Source organism: Pseudomonas helvetica (genome assembly GCF_039908645.1).
Taxonomy (GTDB): domain Bacteria; phylum Pseudomonadota; class Gammaproteobacteria; order Pseudomonadales; family Pseudomonadaceae; genus Aquipseudomonas; species Aquipseudomonas helvetica.
Window position 1 is genome coordinate 3,033,720 of record NZ_CP150917.1, and the last position, 17,523, is coordinate 3,051,242.

16 protein-coding genes are annotated in these 17,523 nt (G+C 59.4%); 13 read left to right on the forward strand and 3 right to left on the reverse strand.

Going from position 1 to position 17,523, the window contains the following annotated elements; genetic code table 11:
• The first annotated feature begins 1 nt into the window (after position 1).
• Positions 2-616 carry a GNAT family N-acetyltransferase gene (locus AABM55_RS14005; RefSeq protein WP_054597138.1) on the forward strand — a complete coding sequence of 205 codons (615 nt, stop codon included), beginning with the start codon at positions 2-4 and terminating at the stop codon, positions 614-616.
• Here the strand turns inward: AABM55_RS14005 and AABM55_RS14010 are convergent.
• Positions 582-1,475, reverse strand: a complete 894-nt coding sequence (locus tag AABM55_RS14010) for a LysR substrate-binding domain-containing protein (protein WP_054597139.1) — start codon at positions 1,473-1,475, stop codon at positions 582-584. The genes AABM55_RS14005 and AABM55_RS14010 overlap by 35 nt on opposite strands.
• Positions 1,476-1,563: 88 nt before the next feature.
• Positions 1,564-1,800, reverse strand: a complete 237-nt coding sequence (locus AABM55_RS14015; RefSeq protein WP_054597140.1) for a hypothetical protein — start codon at positions 1,798-1,800, stop codon at positions 1,564-1,566.
• 184 nt (positions 1,801-1,984) lie between these two features.
• Here AABM55_RS14015 and AABM55_RS14020 point away from each other — a divergent pair, with 184 nt between their 5' ends.
• From AABM55_RS14020 to AABM55_RS14035, 4 genes are all read left to right on the forward strand, one after another.
• The gene (locus AABM55_RS14020) at positions 1,985-2,542 is read left to right on the forward strand and encodes an NAD(P)H-dependent oxidoreductase (protein ID WP_347929902.1); all 558 of its coding nucleotides are present in this window, start codon (positions 1,985-1,987) and stop codon (positions 2,540-2,542) included.
• A gap of 98 nt (positions 2,543-2,640) precedes the next feature.
• On the forward strand, positions 2,641-3,744 hold the full coding sequence (locus tag AABM55_RS14025; RefSeq protein ID WP_347929903.1) for a DUF2855 family protein: 1,104 nt from the start codon (positions 2,641-2,643) through the stop codon (positions 3,742-3,744).
• Positions 3,745-3,840: 96 nt separating this feature from the next.
• On the forward strand, positions 3,841-4,188 hold the full coding sequence (locus AABM55_RS14030; RefSeq protein WP_054597143.1) for a metalloregulator ArsR/SmtB family transcription factor: 348 nt from the start codon (positions 3,841-3,843) through the stop codon (positions 4,186-4,188).
• 34 nt (positions 4,189-4,222) lie between these two features.
• Entirely contained in the window at positions 4,223-5,506 is a 1,284-nt protein-coding gene (locus AABM55_RS14035) for an arsenic transporter (RefSeq protein ID WP_054597144.1), read from the forward strand.
• Positions 5,507-5,643: 137 nt separating this feature from the next.
• Here the strand turns inward: AABM55_RS14035 and AABM55_RS14040 are convergent, their stop codons facing one another.
• Positions 5,644-6,594 carry a DUF1853 family protein gene (locus tag AABM55_RS14040; protein WP_054597145.1) on the reverse strand — a complete coding sequence of 317 codons (951 nt, stop codon included), beginning with the start codon at positions 6,592-6,594 and terminating at the stop codon, positions 5,644-5,646.
• A 101-nt stretch (positions 6,595-6,695) separates the two neighbouring features.
• On the opposite strand from AABM55_RS14040, the gene AABM55_RS14045 reads away from it, so the two are divergent.
• The 8 genes from AABM55_RS14045 to AABM55_RS14080 all read left to right on the forward strand — a co-directional run bounded on the left by AABM55_RS14045 (position 6,696) and on the right by AABM55_RS14080 (position 17,379).
• Positions 6,696-7,586, forward strand: a complete 891-nt coding sequence (locus AABM55_RS14045) for an NAD(+) kinase (protein ID WP_019690613.1) — start codon at positions 6,696-6,698, stop codon at positions 7,584-7,586.
• Entirely contained in the window at positions 7,583-8,557 is a 975-nt protein-coding gene (locus AABM55_RS14050; protein ID WP_347930029.1) for a metallophosphoesterase, read from the forward strand. Before AABM55_RS14045 ends, AABM55_RS14050 begins: the two co-directional genes overlap by 4 nt.
• Positions 8,554-9,429 carry a rhomboid family intramembrane serine protease gene (locus AABM55_RS14055; protein WP_347929904.1) on the forward strand — a complete coding sequence of 292 codons (876 nt, stop codon included), beginning with the start codon at positions 8,554-8,556 and terminating at the stop codon, positions 9,427-9,429. The genes AABM55_RS14050 and AABM55_RS14055 overlap by 4 nt, the downstream gene beginning before the upstream one ends.
• 44 nt (positions 9,430-9,473) lie before the next feature.
• On the forward strand, positions 9,474-9,734 hold the full coding sequence (locus AABM55_RS14060; RefSeq protein ID WP_019690610.1) for a YeaC family protein: 261 nt from the start codon (positions 9,474-9,476) through the stop codon (positions 9,732-9,734).
• Positions 9,731-10,561 (forward strand): DUF2797 domain-containing protein, encoded by an 831-nt coding sequence (locus tag AABM55_RS14065; RefSeq protein ID WP_347930030.1) that lies wholly within the window; start codon positions 9,731-9,733, stop codon positions 10,559-10,561. The genes AABM55_RS14060 and AABM55_RS14065 overlap by 4 nt, the downstream gene beginning before the upstream one ends.
• A 12-nt stretch (positions 10,562-10,573) precedes the next feature.
• Positions 10,574-13,231, forward strand: coding sequence for an aminopeptidase N (gene pepN / locus AABM55_RS14070; RefSeq protein WP_347929905.1), 2,658 nt, complete (start codon positions 10,574-10,576; stop codon positions 13,229-13,231).
• Between the two features lie 695 nt (positions 13,232-13,926).
• Positions 13,927-14,979 carry a YCF48-related protein gene (locus AABM55_RS14075; RefSeq protein WP_347929906.1) on the forward strand — a complete coding sequence of 351 codons (1,053 nt, stop codon included), beginning with the start codon at positions 13,927-13,929 and terminating at the stop codon, positions 14,977-14,979.
• A gap of 15 nt (positions 14,980-14,994) precedes the next feature.
• Positions 14,995-17,379 (forward strand): RND family transporter, encoded by a 2,385-nt coding sequence (locus AABM55_RS14080; RefSeq protein ID WP_102667208.1) that lies wholly within the window; start codon positions 14,995-14,997, stop codon positions 17,377-17,379.
• Positions 17,380-17,523 lie beyond the last annotated feature (144 nt).

Here is a 17,523-nt window from a genome sequence, read left to right on the forward strand (position 1 = left end):
TATGCAGCCGGTCATCAATCCCAAGTATCCGGGTTTAGCGGTACGTGTCGCCGATCAGGGATTCGCTGCGTATATCTGGGGCAGTGACTTCAGTTTTGAGGTCCGGGCCTACGCGGCCGCAGAGCTCGATAAACCGGTGGATCAGTGGTCGCTGGAAACCATCACGCCCTACCGCAAGTGTTATGGCATCGACCCGGAGGAGTTCGCCAGTTACCGGAACGCGGTCGACAGTGCGATTTTCATGGCGTTTCTCGACGATCACCCGGTGGGGCACATCGTGATCAGCACTAACTGGAACGGCTTTGCCCATATCGACGAGCTGGCAGTGCACGCCCCGGCGCGTCGCCACGGGGTGGCCAAGGCGTTGCTGGATGTCGCGCAGTTCTGGAGCCGCAAGAAGAAGCTGCCGGGCATCATGCTGGAAACCCAGAATAACAACCTGGGAGCCTGTCGGCTGTACGAGCGTTGCGGCTATGTCATGGGTGGCATCGATCACCTGCGTTATCGTGGCATCGATCCGCAAACCGCAGAGGTGGCGTTGTTCTGGTATCGGCTGTTCGATAATCCGTTGGAAAGTCCGATCAGCTCGCCAGCATCGCCTCGGCTTGTTCCTTGATAATCTCCAGTAACGCCTGGGTCGCAGGCGCTATCTCGGCATTGTTCAGGGTCAAGGCGTAAAGACTGATCGGGACGGCCGGCGAGACGGGGCAAACGTCCAGTCCGCTGGCCTTGGCGCCGATCGCAGTAAACGGATCGACAACGGCCAGGCCTTCGCCAGCCTCGACCATGCTGCGCATCATCTGATGGGTCTGAACCCGGGTTTGCACCACCGGTGCCGGGCGCAAGGCCTGCAGTTTGCTCTCGAACATCACGCTGAGCGGGTCGTGACCTTCCAGCCCGACCATCGACTGGCCGGCCAGGTCCTGCACGGAAATGTATTTTTGCTTGGGTTGCAGCCAGCCATGAGGCGCCAGGAGCTGGAGTTTGCCTTGGGCAATGATCTGGCACTGAATGTCGGGGTGGTCAGGATCGTGCAGGCTCAAGCCGAGATCGCTTTCACGCAGCAGCAGGCTTCTGACGATGTCACGCGTGGGTTGGCTGAGCAGCGAGCAGGGCGCATCTGGAAAACGTCGACGCAGGGTGGCAATGCCCTGTGGCAACAAGTGCTGCGCCAAGGGGGGCGTGCAAATGATCCGCAACGGCGGCGCCAGGTATTGTTTTAGGCTGTTGGCCAGCCGCTGCAGCGGTTCGAGCGCTTCGTAGACGTGGGCAATCTCGACCTGCAACTCCCGCGCCTCACGGGTAGCCTGCAATCGCCCGCGTACGCTGGCAAACAGCATGAAGCCGAGTTGATCCTCGGCCTCGCGCAAAATCCCCTCGACCCCGGCCACCGGCAGTTGCAGCATCTCGGCAGCGGTGCCCAGATGACCGGTTTGCAGGAGCGCCTGGATCACTTCGATATGACGTAAACGCATGCGTGAAGTCCATGTTCAGCAGGTGAGGGGGTCAGTGACTGAATCCTAACCCAAGTCCGTGCCTATGACTTCAGCTCATAACGGAGGCTTATGAGGCGACGCTTGATTCAGGCTCGCGGGTGATGGTAACGCCCGATTGAACCAATACAAATTCGTTGTCATCGAGCTTGTTGATGCGATCGCCAATCGCCAGCTTATAGGTGGTGACAGGCGCAAGGCCGGCGATACCGTCCTGCGACGGGGTGGATTCCTGGAACTCATGCACTGAATAAACACGGCCTTCCGCGTCTCTTGCATGGAATTGTCCGACGAGTACTGCTGCCATCTGCTTAGAACCTCTGGAGATAAGTCACTCAATTTGCGGTTCTGTAGACCGTCGATAAGCTTGGTAAGTTTTCCTACAGGAAAAAAATAGTATTTAACCGCTATTCCGAGACTCGGAGCACGTTAAGTGCTGCCGAATCATCTATAACTACAGGCTCCTTTAGCCAGATAGTCGGGAATTCCCAATGAGCAAGGTCTATACGATTGCTGTCCTGGTTGGCAGCTTGAGAAAACAGTCGATCAACCGCAAAGTCGCGCTGGCGCTGGCTGAACTGGCTCCGGCAAACCTCAGGCTGAACATCGTCGAGATTGGCGACCTGCCGCTCTACAACGAAGACATCGACGTAACACCGCCGGCAGCCTACAGCACTTTCCGTCAACAGGTGAGCTCATCCGACGCGGTGCTGTTCGTGACACCGGAATATAACCGCTCGGTGCCTGCCCCCCTGAAGAACGCCATCGATGTCGGTTCCCGGCCTTATGGCAAGAGTGTCTGGGGCGGTAAGCCGGGGGCGGTGATCAGCGCATCCCCCGGCGCTATTGGTGGTTTCGGTGCTAACCATCACTTGCGTCAATCCATGGTGTTTCTCAATGTGCCTTGCATGCAGCAACCGGAAGCCTACCTGAGCAACGCCGGTACGGCGTTCGACGAGTCGGGGAAGGTGTCCGACTCGGTCCGGCCGTTTTTGCAGAGTTTCATCAACGCCTATGCCGAGTGGGTCGAGCAATTTAAAAAGGATTGATCGATCGGGGGCCAGTGCTGCGCTAAGGAAGCGCTGGCCCGTCGACTGATGATCGAACCATTGGATAGTGGACAGCGACACGACAGGGAGTCTGAACGATGCAAAGCCAAGGCACGGTCACACGGTTGATAACCCGTAAAAACGCCATCGCCGAGAGTCGTATCGAGCGTGAGCAGCGCAGCCTGATTCCGTCGGTTGGTGACGTGATTCTGAAGATTGATCGCTGCGCGCTGACCAGCAATAACATTACCTACGCAGCCTATGGCGACTTGATGCATTACTGGGAGTTTTTCCCGACCGGGCAAGCGCAATGGGGCCATATCCCGGCCTGGGGTTTTGCCGATGTGCTTGCCTGCGCAGTCGAAGGCATTGCGGTCGGGGAGCGCTTTTACGGGTACTTTCCACTGGCCAGCCATCTCTGGGTGCATCCAGAGCGGGTGACCGAGCGCGGTTTTCATGACGCCGCCCCGCACCGTCAAACACTGAATTCGGTTTACAACCAGTACACCCGTTGCAGTTGGGATCGGTACTACATCCCTGCGAATGAAAACCTGCAAATGCTGCTTAACCCGCTGTTTTTGACGTCATTGATGTTGGCGGATTTCCTACAGGACAATCAGTTCTTCGGTACCACCCGTGTGGTGTTCTCCAGCGCTTCGAGCAAAACCGCTTTCGGCACTGCCATTTGCCTGGAGGACCAGTCGAATCTGGAGCGAGTGGCGCTGACATCGACCGGGAACCAGGCGTTTGTTGAACAACTCGGGTGTTACGAGCGCACGCTCGGCTACGCCGAGTTGGCGTCGTTGCCCGCTGACCGTCCGACCTTGTACGTGGATTTCTCTGGCCGTCTGGATTTACGCAATCAGGTGCATCAGCATTTCGCCGGGCAATTGGTTTACAGCTGCGCTGTAGGTTCGACCCAGAACACGGATGAGGCGCAACTGAGCGCTATGACAGGGCCGCAGCCGGCGTTTTTCTTTGCACCGATCCAGATTCGCAAACGCAACGCCGAATGGGGAGCGCAGCGGCTTATCGAGTACATCGGTGAGGGCGGGCAGAAGTTTTATCGGCGAGTGATGGCACCGGCCAATCCATTGCTCAGGGTGGTGGAGAGTGATGGGCTTGAAGCGGCACAAACGGTGATTTCGCGGCTGTTTCATGGGCAGATCGCGCCGATCGAGGGGCATGTGATCCGTTTGTGAGGTTCTACGGGTTGCGTGCAATGCGGTTTATTCGCTTTACCCTATATTCGAAATTCCATATATTCGCGCTTCGTTTGTTCAGGCGCATTCACTTCCATGTCCGATCCCTGCAATCCCGTCGATGTGTTCAAGGCGTTGGCCGATGACACCCGCAGTCGTATCGCTTTGCTCATCGCCAAAGAGGGTGAGCTGTGCGTGTGCGAGCTGACGGCGGCGCTGGACCTGAGCCAGCCGAAAATCTCCCGTCACCTGGCGCAATTGCGCAGCCATGGATTGCTGGCGGACCGTCGTCAGGGGCAATGGGTGTTTTATCGCCTGCACCCGCAATTATCCCCGTGGGTCATGACGTTGTTGCACGGTGCGCTGGCAGCCAACGGTGCATGGCTTGGCGCTGATGTCGCGCGACTACAGGCGATGGGCGACCGTCCGGTCCGTTGCTGCTGATTCTCCCCCTCCATCTTCTTCAAGGCTGTTTCGCATGCTCGTAGCGTCGTTGATTTTCCTCCAGACCATTACCCTGGTGATCTGGCAACCCAAAGGCCTCGGCGTCGGCTGGAGTGCGGTGCTGGGCGCCGTCTTGGCGTTACTCTGCGGGGTGGTCCAGGTCAGCGACATTCCGCTGGTATGGGACATCATCTGGAACGCCACCGGGACGTTTGTGGCGCTGATCATCATCAGCCTGTTGCTGGATGAAGCGGGTTTCTTTGCCTGGGCGGCGTTGCACGTGGCTCGCTGGGGGCACGGTAACGGGCGCAAGCTATTCGCTTACATGATTTTGCTCGGGGCGCTGGTATCGGCGCTGTTCGCCAATGATGGCGCGGCGTTGATCCTCACGCCCATCGTCATTTCGATGCTGCTGGCCTTGCGATTTTCTCCGGCGGCGACACTGGCGTTCGTGATGGGCGCCGGGTTTATCGCCGATACCGCGAGCCTGCCGCTGGTGGTGTCGAACCTGGTGAACATCGTCTCCGCGGACTTCTTCCATATTGGGTTCAACCGTTATGCAGCGGTCATGGTGCCGGTCAACCTGGTGGCCGTCGCGGCGACGCTGGCGGTGTTGCTGTGGTTCTTCCGACGCGACGTTCCTGCCGATTACGACCTGGAACAACTGGAAGACCCGAAGACCGCGATTCGCGACAAGCCAACGTTCATTGCCGGTTGGTGTGTGCTGGTGATTTTGCTGCTGGGCTGTTTTGCCCTGGAGCCGCTGGGGATTCCCATCAGCGCGATCTCGGCGGTATGCGCGGCATTGCTGTTGGCGATTGCCGCCCGTGGGCACAAAATTTCCACGCGCAAGGTGATGAAAGAAGCACCGTGGCATATCGTGATTTTCTCCTTGGGCATGTACCTGGTGGTTTACGGCTTGCGTAATGCCGGGTTGACCACGTACCTGGCCGGTTGGCTGGACGTGTTCGCGGACTACGGCGTGTGGGGGGCCGCCATGGGCACCGGGCTGCTGACCGCGCTGTTGTCGTCGATGATGAATAACCTGCCGACGGTGCTGATCGGTGCGTTGTCGATCGATGCCAGCCAGGCTACCGGGGTGGTGAAAGAGGCAATGATCTACGCCAACGTGATCGGCAGCGACCTGGGGCCGAAAATCACCCCGATCGGTAGCCTGGCGACCTTGCTTTGGTTGCACGTGCTGGCGCGCAAGAATATTCAGATTGGCTGGGGGTATTACTTCAAGGTCGGGATCGTGCTGACAGTGCCGGTGTTGCTGGTGACCCTGGCGGCGTTGGCGTTGCGCCTGTCCATCTAAATAGCTTCCTGCAGGAACACGGCTTGCCGGCGATGGTGTCCTTGAGATCGCCATCGCGAGCAAGCTTTGCTCCTACAGGGTTAGGGGCCAGTGTGTGGGAGCCTGCTCGCGATGGGCCGGACCAGACGCCACAAGGCTCAACCCTGGCCCGGCACGTTCGGCCACAGATCCGCCACCAGAAACAGCCGTTCGGCTTCTTCCCAGTCACCGTCGACGTTTTCAGTCAGGCGTACCAGCAACTGCGCAGGTGCCTGAGGGTCGAGCCCGCTCAGCCAGGTCTCCAGTTGCGTGCGCTCCCAGGTGTGCTCGGCAAGATAATGGGCGGGCGCGAGCCAGGCGTGCCGTGGCAAGGGTTGCCAGCGACCGGGCGGGCTCTGGGCGATAAAGTGTGCCCAGTCTCGCTGATGCAGCCAGCGTCCTTTGAGGTGTTGCGGATGGGCACAGTCGGGTGACTGGGTTTTGCCGGGCCATGGGTACAGCAGATAACCACCCAGCCATAAGTGTGCGCTGAACCCCAGGATATCCAGCGCGGCCAACGCATCGCGGCTTTCGGAGCGCGCGGAGATCGGCAGTTGATGGTGGGTCAGGTGCGCCAGCTTGCGGTCCAGTCGGTCATGGCATCCCGGTCCGAGCCACTGGGCAGTGTCGTGGCCTTCGCCGTTCTGGGGGCCCAGATACAATTTGATCGCCAATTCCAGGTGATGCACGCCGTCGCGGTCACGCAGCAGCATGTCCAGCTCGCCCAGCGTGTGGCCGTCGCGGCGGATCGGCAGGTTGGCGGCAATCAACTCGACGCCCGGCGCGTGCTGCACGGCAAACTGCCAGAGGCGTTCGTAATACAGGCCCAGGCGACGAGTCGGGCCGAGCGCCAGCCAGCGCTGCAGCTCGCGGCTGTCCTGATCGAGCTGAAGCAACCAGTGTTGCAGTCGTTCGGGGGCTTGTACCCAGTCGCTGCCGGCCAGTGGATGGCGTTGTGGCCAGGGTGTTTCGCAGAGCATCGGTGGCGCGAGGATGACCCAGGCCAGGTCGCGCACTTCGGGATGGCGCAACTGACGAGGTAAAGCCAGCAAGTCAGGAAATAAGGTCATCTTGCGAGCATAGCGCTTTGGTTCGCGGCTGAAAGGATTTTGTCTGCGGCGCGCTTTCGCCCATAATCGTGTTTTTCGCCGTCGTAGACCCTCGGAGTCCCATGGAGCAATTTCGTAATATCGGCATCATCGGTCGCCTGGGCAGTTCGCAGGTGCTGGATACCGTTCGCCGACTGAAAAGATTCCTGCTTGACCGGCACTTGCACGTGATTCTCGAGGACACCATCGCCGAAGTCCTGCCAGGCCATGGCCTGCAAACCTCATCGCGCAAGATGCTCGGCGAAGTCTGTGACATGGTGATTGTGGTGGGCGGTGACGGCAGCCTGCTGGGCGCCGCTCGGGCATTGGCACGGCACAATATTCCGGTGCTGGGGATCAACCGTGGCAACCTGGGCTTTCTGACCGATATCCGCCCGGATGAGCTGGAAGTCAAGGTCGCCGAAGTGCTCGACGGGCACTATCTGGTCGAAAACCGCTTCCTGTTGCAGGCCGAAGTTCGCCGTCACGCCGAAGCCATCGGCCAGGGCGATGCGCTGAACGACGTGGTGCTGCACCCCGGCAAATCGACGCGGATGATCGAGTTCGAGTTGTACATCGACGGCCAGTTTGTTTGCAGCCAAAAAGCCGACGGCCTGATCGTCGCCACACCCACCGGTTCCACGGCCTATGCGCTCTCGGCGGGCGGCCCGATCATGCATCCCAAGCTCGATGCCATTGTGATTGTGCCAATGTACCCCCATACCTTGTCAGGAAGGCCGATTGTGGTCGATGGCAATAGCGAGCTGAAAATCGTCGTGTCGAAGGATATGCAGATTTACCCGCAAGTCTCCTGTGACGGGCAGAACCACTTCACCTGCGCCCCCGGTGACACCATCACTGTGAGCAAGAAGGCGCAGAAACTGCGGCTGATTCATCCGCTGGACCATAACTACTACGAAGTCTGCCGGACCAAGCTGGGCTGGGGCAGCCGGTTGGGCGGTGGAGGCGACTGATGCTCGATCCCGCGCGTAGCTACGACCTGATCGGTGACGTGCACGGTTGCGCTCATACCCTTGAGCATTTGCTGGACCGACTCGGGTATCACAAGCAAGCTGGCGTCTGGCGCCATCCGTCACGCATGGCCGTGTTTCTCGGTGACATCATCGACCGCGGCCCGCGGATTCGCGAAGCGCTGCACATCGTTCACGACATGGTCGAGGCCGGTCAGGCGCTGTGCATCATGGGCAACCATGAATTCAACGCACTCGGCTGGAGCACGCCGGCGCCGCCCGGCAGCGGTAAGCAGTATGTGCGTGAACACACGCCTCGGCATGCGCGCCTGCTCGACGAAACCCTGACTCAATTTGCCGATCACCCGGCGGACTGGCACGACTTTCTTGCCTGGTTCTACGAGATGCCACTGTTCGTCGACGCCGGACGCTTCCGGGTCGTCCACGCCTGCTGGGACGGTGGCCTGATCGACGTGCTGCGTGCGCAGTATGCCGATGGCTGCATCGATGAACACTTCGTCCAGGCGGCGGCGGTTTCCGGCAGTTTCGCCTGCATGGCTTTCGACCGCTTGCTGCGCGGCACCGACATGCGCCTGCCGCACGGCTTGACCATGACCAGCGGCGACGGTCTGACGCGTTCGTTCTTCCGCACCAAGTTCTGGGAAGACAACCCGCAAACCTATGGCGATATTGTGTTCCAGCCAGATGCCTTGCCCGAGTCCGTGGCTCGCACGCCGCTGTCGCCGGTAGAAAAAAATAACCTGTTGCGCTACGGCATCGACGAACCGCTGTTGTTTGTCGGGCACTACTGGCGCAGCGGCAAACCGGCGCCGATCCGCCCGAACCTGGCCTGCCTGGATTACAGCGCGGTGTTGTACGGCAAGCTGGTTGCCTATCGACTGGATCAGGAAACCCGTCTCGATCCACACAAGTTTGTCTGGGTCGATGTTGACCGGCCAGAGGTATTGCGATGAGTGTTGTGGCTGTTTTACGTCTGCCGCTGGCGGTGGACCTGAGTGGTTTCGTCAAATTGCTGCAACGCATGCACGTGCCGCATCGGGTCAGCGAAGAAGCCGGTGAACAGGTGCTGTGGGTGCCGGACGCGATCAGCGAAGACGTGCGCTCGCTGTACGAACGGTTTCCTGCGGGCGATCCCGAGCATCAACTGGATATCCCGGCTGCACAAGCGAATATCCAGCGTCCAGGGTTCGTCGAGCAACTGCGCCACAGCCCGGTGACGGCGCTGATTCTGCTGCTGAGCATGATCGTCGGCGCGGTGACATTGCTCGGCGAGAACCTCGACACGATGCGCTGGCTGACGTTCCTCGATTTTCGGGTGGTGGGCGAGTACATCCACTTCACGCCGTTGGCCGACAGTCTGGCAGCGGGGCAGTGGTGGCGTCTGGTGACGCCAATGCTGATCCACTTCGGCGTTCTCCACCTGGCCATGAACGGCATGTGGTACTGGGAGCTGGGGCGGCGTATCGAGTCGCGTCAGGGCAGTATCAACCTGTTGGGGCTGACGTTGCTGTTCAGCCTGGTGTCGAACTACGCCCAATATTATTACGGCGGCGCGACCTTGTTCGGCGGCCTGTCCGGGGTGCTTTACGGCCTGCTCGGGCATTGCTGGATCTACCAGTTGCTGTCGCCGAACCCGGCATATCGCCTGCCTCGCGGGGTATTGGTGATGATGCTGGTGTGGTTGCTGCTGTGTATGTCGGGGCTGATCTCGATGATCGGTTTCGGCGAAATTGCCAATGCGGCGCACGTCGGCGGGTTACTCGTCGGATGCCTCACCGGTTTGTTGGGCGGCTTGTACAGTCGCCGTAGACTCTCTGTCCAATAAACTGCCGTCTAAATTGTGCTGTGAATAACGAGCGCGGAGACCTGATGTCCTCTTTTAACGAAATGATCAAAAACATCACGCCAGAGATCTACCAGAGCCTGAAACTGGCGGTAGAGATCGGTAAGTGGTCCGACGGCGGCAAACTGACTGCCGAGCAGCGCGAACTGTCGTTGCAGGCGATGATCGCCTGGGAAGTGCAGAACCTGCCCGAGGAACAACGCACCGGCTACATGGGCCCGCAGGAATGCAGTTCGAAGTCGATTACGGTGCCGAATATCCTGTTCAAGTCGGATGCCATCCATTGATCGAGATCGGCCGCGGTGCAATCAGCAAGATGTCGGCGCGCCTCGACGCGTCGACCGTGCAATACGCTTTTCGCCTGGGCGATACCGAGGTGCCGGTCAATCCCATGATCGGCAGCACGGTTCGCCTGGAATACCTGGGTGCGATCCACTGCATCCATTGCGGACGCAAAACCAAAACCAGCTTCAGCCAGGGTTACTGCTACCCGTGCATGACCAAACTGGCGCAGTGCGATGTCTGCATCATGAGTCCGGAGCGTTGCCACTATGACGCCGGCACTTGCCGTGAGCCGGCCTGGGGCGAGCAGTTCTGCATGACCGACCACGTGGTGTATCTGGCCAACTCGTCGGGCGTCAAGGTCGGGATCACCCGCGCTACACAGCTGCCAACCCGCTGGCTCGATCAGGGTGCCAGCCAGGCATTGCCGATCATGCGCGTGTCGACCCGTCAGCAATCCGGTTTCGTCGAAGACCTGTTCCGCAGTCAGGTGGCCGACAAGACCAACTGGCGCGCCTTGCTCAAGGGTGATGCGGCACCGGTTGACCTGAAACAGATTCGTGATCAACTGTTCGCAAGCTGTGCCGAGGGCGTGCAAGGACTGCAGGAGCGCTTCGGTCTGCAAGCGATTCAACCGGTATTTGATGTCGAACCGATTGAAATCCGTTACCCGGTCGAACAGTACCCGGCCAAGATCGTCAGCTTCAATCTGGACAAGAACCCGATTGCCGAAGGCACGCTGTTGGGGATCAAGGGTCAATACCTGATCTTCGATACCGGCGTTATCAATATTCGTAAATACACGGCCTACCAGCTCGCCGTGCATCAGTAAAAGGACTCCAGCATGCGCACCGAACAACCGAAGATGATCTACCTGAAGGACTATCAGGCGCCCGAGTACCTGATCGACGAGACGCACCTGACCTTCGAGTTGTACGAGGACCACAGCCTGGTCCATGCGCAACTGGTGATGCGCCGCAATCCGGCCCGTGGCCCGGGCCTGCCGCCGCTTGTACTGGATGGCCAGCAACTCGAGCTGCTGTCGGTAGCCTTGGGCGACGCTGAACTGAGCGCCGGCGACTATCAACTGACGGACAACCATCTGACCCTGCACCCGACCAGCGCCAGCTTCACGGTCGATACCAGCGTGCGGATTCACCCGGAAACCAATACCGCGCTGGAAGGCCTGTACAAGTCCAGTGGGATGTTCTGCACCCAGTGCGAGGCCGAGGGCTTTCGCAAGATCACCTATTACCTCGACCGCCCGGATGTGATGAGCAAGTTCACCACCACGGTGGTCGCCGAGCAGCACAGCTATCCGGTGCTGCTGTCCAACGGCAACCCGATTGCCTCCGGTCCCGGTGAAGACGGTCGGCACTGGGCGACCTGGGAAGATCCGTTCATGAAGCCGGCCTACCTGTTCGCGCTGGTGGCTGGTGACCTGTGGTGCGTCGAAGACACCTTCACCACCATGACCCAGCGCAGTGTGGCGTTGCGCATTTACGTCGAGCCGGAAAACATCGACAAGTGCCAGCACGCCATGAACAGCCTGAAGAAGTCCATGCGCTGGGACGAAGAAGTCTATGGTCGCGAGTACGACCTGGACATCTTCATGATCGTTGCAGTCAACGACTTCAACATGGGTGCCATGGAGAACAAGGGCCTCAATATCTTCAACTCCAGCTGCGTGCTGGCTCGTGCCGAAACCGCGACCGATGCCGCGCACCAGCGGGTTGAAGCGGTGGTGGCCCACGAATACTTCCACAACTGGTCGGGCAACCGCGTGACCTGCCGCGACTGGTTCCAGCTGTCGCTGAAGGAAGGTTTCACGGTGTTCCGTGATGCCGAGTTCTCCGCCGACATGCACTCGCGCACCGTCAAGCGCATCGAGGACGTGGCGTACCTGCGCACTCACCAGTTCGCCGAAGATGCCGGCCCGATGGCCCATGCGGTACGCCCGGATGCGTTCATCGAGATTTCCAACTTCTACACCTTGACCGTCTACGAGAAAGGTTCGGAAGTGGTGCGCATGATCCGCACCTTGCTCGGTTCCGAAGGTTTCCGTAAAGGCAGCGACCTGTATTTCGAACGTCACGATGGCCAGGCGGTCACCTGCGACGATTTCATCAAGGCCATGGAAGATGCCAACGGCGTCGACCTGACCCAGTTCAAACGCTGGTACAGCCAGGCCGGTACACCGCGTCTGGCGGTGAGCGAGTCTTACGATGCGGCGGCGAAAACCTACAGCCTGACCTTCCGCCAGAGCTGCCCGGCGACCCCGGACAAGGTTGAAAAACTGCCGTTCGTGATTCCGGTCGAACTGGGCCTGCTGGACAGCAAAGGTGCGGCGATCGCTCTTCGGTTGGCCGGTGAAGCGGCCGCTGACGGGACTTCCCGCGTGCTGTCGGTAACCGAGGCCGAGCAGACTTTTACCTTCGTCGACATCGCTGAACAACCGTTGCCCTCGTTGCTGCGCGGCTTCTCGGCGCCGGTGAAACTGAGCTTCCCGTACAACCGCGATCAACTGATGTTCCTGATGCAACACGACAGCGACGGTTTCAACCGTTGGGAAGCCGGCCAGCAATTGTCGGTGCAGGTGCTGCAGGAACTGATCGCTCAGCATCAAGCGGGTCAGGCGTTGGTGCTCGATCAGCGACTGATCAGCGCATTGCGCACGGTGCTGGCGGACGAAAGCCTGGATCAGGCCATGGTCGCCGAAATGCTCTCGCTGCCAAGCGAGGCCTACCTGACCGAAATCAGCGAAGTGGCGGATGTCGATGCGATTCACGCAGCCCGTGAATTCGCCCGCAAGCAACTGGCGGACAGCCTGTTCGACGCGCTGTGGCTGCGTTATCAGGCCAATCGCGAGCTGTCGAAGCAAACTGCTTACGTTGCCGAAGCCGAGCACTTCGCCCGTCGTAGCCTGCAAAACATTGCGTTGTCCTACCTGATGCTCAGTGGCAAGCCAGAAGTGCTGGCAGCGGCCCTTGAGCAGTTCGATGCCTGCGACAACATGACCGAGCGTCTGACGTCGTTGGCGGTGCTGGTGAATTCACCGTTCGAGGCCGATAAGTCCAAGGCACTGGCCAGTTTTGCCGAGCACTTCAAGGACAATCCGCTGGTCATGGACCAATGGTTCAGCGTTCAGGCCGGCAGCACGTTGCCGGGTGGCTTGCAGCGGGTTCAGCAGTTGATGAAGCACCCGGCGTTCAACATCAAGAACCCGAACAAGGTGCGGGCGCTGGTCGGTGCGTTTGCCGGGCAGAACCTGATCAACTTCCATGCGGCCGATGGTTCGGGGTATCGCTTCCTTGCGGATCTGGTGATCGAGCTGAATGGCTTCAATCCGCAGATCGCTTCGCGTCAATTGGCGCCGTTGACGCGCTGGCGTAAATACGACAGCGCCCGTCAGGCGTTGATGAAGGCAGAGCTGGAGCGCATTCGCGGCTCGGGCCAGCTGTCCAGCGATGTGTTTGAAGTGGTCAGCAAGAGTCTGGCGTGACCTGACCTCCGCTCCCGCAGGTGTTCACTCGAACCCTGCGGGAGCGAGCTTGCTCGCGATGGCGGCCTGACAGTCGACCAATCTCTTGCAGGTGTACATATCCATTTCTGCGGTAACGGCCGCTTAGGGTTTCGCCCTTACGGCGAGTCACTTTTGACAAGCGCCTCAAAAGTAACCAAAAGGTCTCGCCCCGAGCGTACGGCACCTCGCCTAGGCTCGGCGTTCCCTCGCTCCGGCATTCATCAGGGGGCATCGCCTACGGTCTGCTTCGCGACGACCTCCTCTCGATGTGTCCGGCTGCGCCGTACGGCGCTGCGCGCCCACCCCCTGATGAACACCTGCGTTCGGCCTTCCGAAGGGGCGGGTGGATCAAGAGCCGGATCAAGATCAAGATCAAAGTCCAAAGCCAAAGCTCAAACCTTTGTGTCGGAAATTTCCGCTCAATCGCTGGTTTTTGATCATCCCTGCGAATGCCTGGTCATTCAGCGACCGTCCGTAATTCCCCCCAGTTAACAAAAGATAACGTGGCGTTGATTGTCAGACCTTTCGAAAGCTGGATAGGATAGGCCAGCTTCCGAAGGGGCTCTAGATTGCGCGTTTCAGGACTATGCTCCAAAAACCGTCAATCGCTACGAGCAACCCTGCGGCGCCCTGAAAGGTTGAATGACCTAACAATAATAATGGGGGAAAGGTCTATGAGTGAGCCTGTCATGGGTGTGGGTTTATGCCGCCCGCCAGCGCTACGCAGATTCGCGTTGCTGGCTACAGCGCTCTCGCTGTTGGGTTCTGCCGTGCTGTCGGCACCCGTTTTGGCCGCTGACGCACCGGCGTCCGATACGGTCTATTCGATTGAGTCCGCTAAGTCCGCCAAGGGTCTGATGCTTGATGTTGCGCATGCAGGCAAGCGCCTGGTGGCGGTCGGCGATCGTGGCCATATTCTGTATTCCGATGACCAGGGCCAGACCTGGACCCAGGCCAAGGTGCCCAGTCGGCAACTGCTGACCGCGGTCTATTTCGTCGATGACAAGCACGGCTGGGCTGTCGGTCATGACGCGCAAATTCTCGCCAGTGAAGACGGCGGCGTTACCTGGATCAAACAATTCGAAGACTTGAAGCGCGAAGCGCCGCTGCTGGCTGTCTGGTTCAAGGATGTCAGCAGCGGTTTTGCCGTGGGTGCTTACGGCGCTCTGCTGGAAACCACTGACGGTGGAAAGAACTGGGCAGATGTCGGCGATCGCCTCGATAACCCGGATCAATACCACCTCAACGCGATCGCAGCGGTAAAGGATTCCGGGCTGTTCATCGTGGGCGAGCAGGGCAGCATGTTCCGTTCCCCTGATTGGGGGCAAACCTGGGAACGCCTTAAAGGTCCGTACCAGGGTTCGCTGTTTGGGGTGATCGGCACCGCCAAACCGGCGACTTTGCTGGCCTACGGTCTGCGCGGCAATCTGTTCCGCTCAACTGACTTTGGCAGCACTTGGGAGCAGGTCGAGCTCAAGGCTGCGCGCGGCGCGTTGGAGTTCGGTCTGTCCGGTGCGACCTTGCTCGACGACGGCAGCATCGTGATCGTTGGCAACGGCGGCAGCGTGGTGCGCAGCAGTGACGACGGCGTGACCTTCAGCGTATTCAACCGTCCCGACCGCATTTCCGTTTCGGCGGTCACGGCAGCGGGCAATGGCAACTTGATTCTGGTAGGACAGGGCGGCGTTCGCGCTACTTCGCCAATCGGCGCCGAGCTGGGCAAATAATAAGAAGGCGGAGCTATGACATCCATGAGCAGTCATCATCAGGACAAGGCGACGTTTCTCGAGCGCCTGATTTTCAACAACCGTCCGGCAGTGATCGTTATCTGCCTGTTGGTCAGCATTTTCCTGTTCTGGCAGGCGACGCTGATCCGGCCGTCTACCAGCTTCGAAAAAATGATCCCGCTCAAGCATCCGTTCATCGAGAAGATGCTTGAACACCGCAATGACCTGGCCAACCTTGGCAATACCGTGCGTATTTCCGTGGAAGCCACCGATGGCGACATCTTCTCCAGGGAGTACATGGAGACCCTGCGCCAGATCAACGACGAGGTGTTCTACATCTCCGGTGTCGACCGTTCCGGCCTGAAGTCGCTGTGGAGTCCGAGCGTGCGCTGGACCGAAGTGACCGAGGAGGGTTTTGCAGGCGGTGAAGTCATCCCGCAGAGCTACAACGGCTCCGCCGACAGCCTCGATCAGTTGCGCAACAACGTGCTCAAATCCGGTCAGGTAGGTCGGTTGGTGGCCAACGATTTCAAGTCGAGCATCGTTGATATCCCGCTGCTGGAGTCCTACCCGGACCCGCAGGACCAGGGCAAGTTGCTGGCGCTGGACTACCAGAAGTTCTCCCACGAACTTGAAGACAAGATCCGCGACAAGTTCGAAAAACAGAACCCCAACGTACAGATTCACATCGTCGGTTTTGCCAAGAAGGTCGGTGACCTGATTGATGGCCTGATCATGGTGGTCATGTTCTTCGGCGTGGCGTTCGTCATCACCCTGATCCTGTTGCTGTGGTTCACCAACTGCCTGCGCAGCACTGTGGCAGTGTTGAGCACTACCTTGGTGGCGGTGGTCTGGCAACTCGGGTTGATGCACGCGTTCGGCTTTGGTCTGGACCCGTACTCGATGCTGGTGCCGTTCCTGATCTTCGCCATTGGTATTTCCCACGGTGTACAGAAGATCAACGGGATTGCCTTGCAGTCCAGCGATGCGGACAACGCCTTGACTGCTGCCCGGCGCACGTTCCGTCAGCTGTTTCTGCCGGGGATGATTGCGATCCTCGCGGATGCGGTGGGCTTCATTACCTTGCTGATCATCGATATCGGGGTGATTCGTGAACTGGCCATCGGCGCGTCCATTGGCGTGGCGGTGATCGTGTTCACCAACCTGATCCTGCTACCGGTAGCGATATCCTACGTCGGCATCAGCAAGCGCGCCGTCGAGCGCAGCAAGAAAGATGCAATCCGCGAGCATAGGTTCTGGCGTCTGCTGTCGAATTTTGCCAGCTCGAAAGTCGCCCCGGTTTCTATTCTCCTGGCGCTGATCGCCTTCGGTGGCGGCCTCTGGTACAGCCAGAACCTGAAAATCGGCGACCTCGACCAAGGTGCGCCAGAGCTGCGTCCGGACTCGCGCTACAACCAGGACAACAATTTCATCATCAAGAACTACTCCACCAGCTCCGATGTGCTGGTAGTGATGGTCAAGACCAAGGCGGAAGGCTGTTCGCGTTACGAAGCCATGGCGCCGATCGATGAACTGATGTGGAAGATGCAGAACACCGAGGGCGTGCAGTCGGCGATTTCCCTGGTGACCGTCTCCAAGCAGATGATCAAGGGCATGAACGAGGGCAACCTGAAGTGGGAAACCCTGTCGCGTAACCCGGATGTGCTGAACAACTCCATCGCCCGCGCCGACGGCCTGTACAACAACAGCTGCTCGTTGGCGCCGGTGCTGGTGTTCCTCAACGACCACAAGGCCGAAACCCTCGACCGTGCAGTGCATGCGGTGCAGGACTTCGCCAAGGAGAACAACAAGGACGGTCTGGAGTTCATCCTGGCTGCCGGGAACGCCGGGATCGAAGCGGCCACCAACGAGGTGATCAAGGAATCGGAACTGACCATCCTGGTGCTGGTGTACATCTGTGTGGCGACCATGTGCATGATCACCTTCCGTTCCTGGGCGGCGACCTTGTGCATCGTGTTGCCGCTGGTGCTGACCTCGGTGCTCGGCAACGCGCTGATGGCGTTCATGGGCATCGGCGTGAAAGTCGCGACCTTGCCGGTGGTGGCGCTCGGGGTAGGGATTGGCGTGGACTACGGCATCTACATTTACAGCCGCCTCGAAAGCTTCCTGCGTGCTGGCTTGCCGCTGCAAGAGGCGTACTACCAGACGCTGAAGTCCACCGGTAAAGCGGTGCTGTTCACCGGTCTGTGCCTGGCCATTGGCGTGTGCACCTGGATCTTCTCGGCGATCAAGTTCCAGGCCGACATGGGCCTGATGCTGACCTTCATGCTGCTCTGGAACATGTTCGGTGCACTGTGGCTGTTGCCGGCCCTGGCGCGTTTCCTGATCAAGCCTGAGAAGCTCGCGGGACAGAAGGGCAACTCGTTGTTCGCTCACTGATCGAGGTTGAAAATAACAAAGCCGCAACCTTCGGGCTGCGGCTTTTTTATTTCTCGGATTTCACACCGCCCCCTGTGTGCGAGCCTGCTCGCTCCCACAGGGTTTGCGGTAACAATGCGCTATCATTGCTGTTTTCCCCTGAAA

Excerpts from the sequence above, each read along its gene's own strand:
- AABM55_RS14055 (WP_347929904.1), top strand. The coding sequence starts at position 8,554 with ATGAGTGTTGTGGCTGTTTTACGTCTGCCGCTGGCGGTGGACCTGAGT.
- AABM55_RS14025 (WP_347929903.1), top strand. The coding sequence starts at position 2,641 with ATGCAAAGCCAAGGCACGGTCACACGGTTGATAACCCGTAAAAACGCC.
- AABM55_RS14040 (WP_054597145.1), bottom strand. The coding sequence starts at position 6,594 with ATGACCTTATTTCCTGACTTGCTGGCTTTACCTCGTCAGTTGCGCCAT.
- AABM55_RS14035 (WP_054597144.1), top strand. The coding sequence starts at position 4,223 with ATGCTCGTAGCGTCGTTGATTTTCCTCCAGACCATTACCCTGGTGATC.
- AABM55_RS14075 (WP_347929906.1), top strand. The coding sequence starts at position 13,927 with ATGAGTGAGCCTGTCATGGGTGTGGGTTTATGCCGCCCGCCAGCGCTA.
- AABM55_RS14060 (WP_019690610.1), top strand. The coding sequence starts at position 9,474 with ATGTCCTCTTTTAACGAAATGATCAAAAACATCACGCCAGAGATCTAC.
- AABM55_RS14045 (WP_019690613.1), top strand. The coding sequence starts at position 6,696 with ATGGAGCAATTTCGTAATATCGGCATCATCGGTCGCCTGGGCAGTTCG.
- pepN (WP_347929905.1), top strand. The coding sequence starts at position 10,574 with ATGCGCACCGAACAACCGAAGATGATCTACCTGAAGGACTATCAGGCG.
- AABM55_RS14015 (WP_054597140.1), bottom strand. The coding sequence starts at position 1,800 with ATGGCAGCAGTACTCGTCGGACAATTCCATGCAAGAGACGCGGAAGGC.
- AABM55_RS14005 (WP_054597138.1), top strand. The coding sequence starts at position 2 with ATGCAGCCGGTCATCAATCCCAAGTATCCGGGTTTAGCGGTACGTGTC.
- AABM55_RS14030 (WP_054597143.1), top strand. The coding sequence starts at position 3,841 with ATGTCCGATCCCTGCAATCCCGTCGATGTGTTCAAGGCGTTGGCCGAT.
- AABM55_RS14010 (WP_054597139.1), bottom strand. The coding sequence starts at position 1,475 with ATGCGTTTACGTCATATCGAAGTGATCCAGGCGCTCCTGCAAACCGGT.
- AABM55_RS14080 (WP_102667208.1), top strand. The coding sequence starts at position 14,995 with ATGACATCCATGAGCAGTCATCATCAGGACAAGGCGACGTTTCTCGAG.
- AABM55_RS14020 (WP_347929902.1), top strand. The coding sequence starts at position 1,985 with ATGAGCAAGGTCTATACGATTGCTGTCCTGGTTGGCAGCTTGAGAAAA.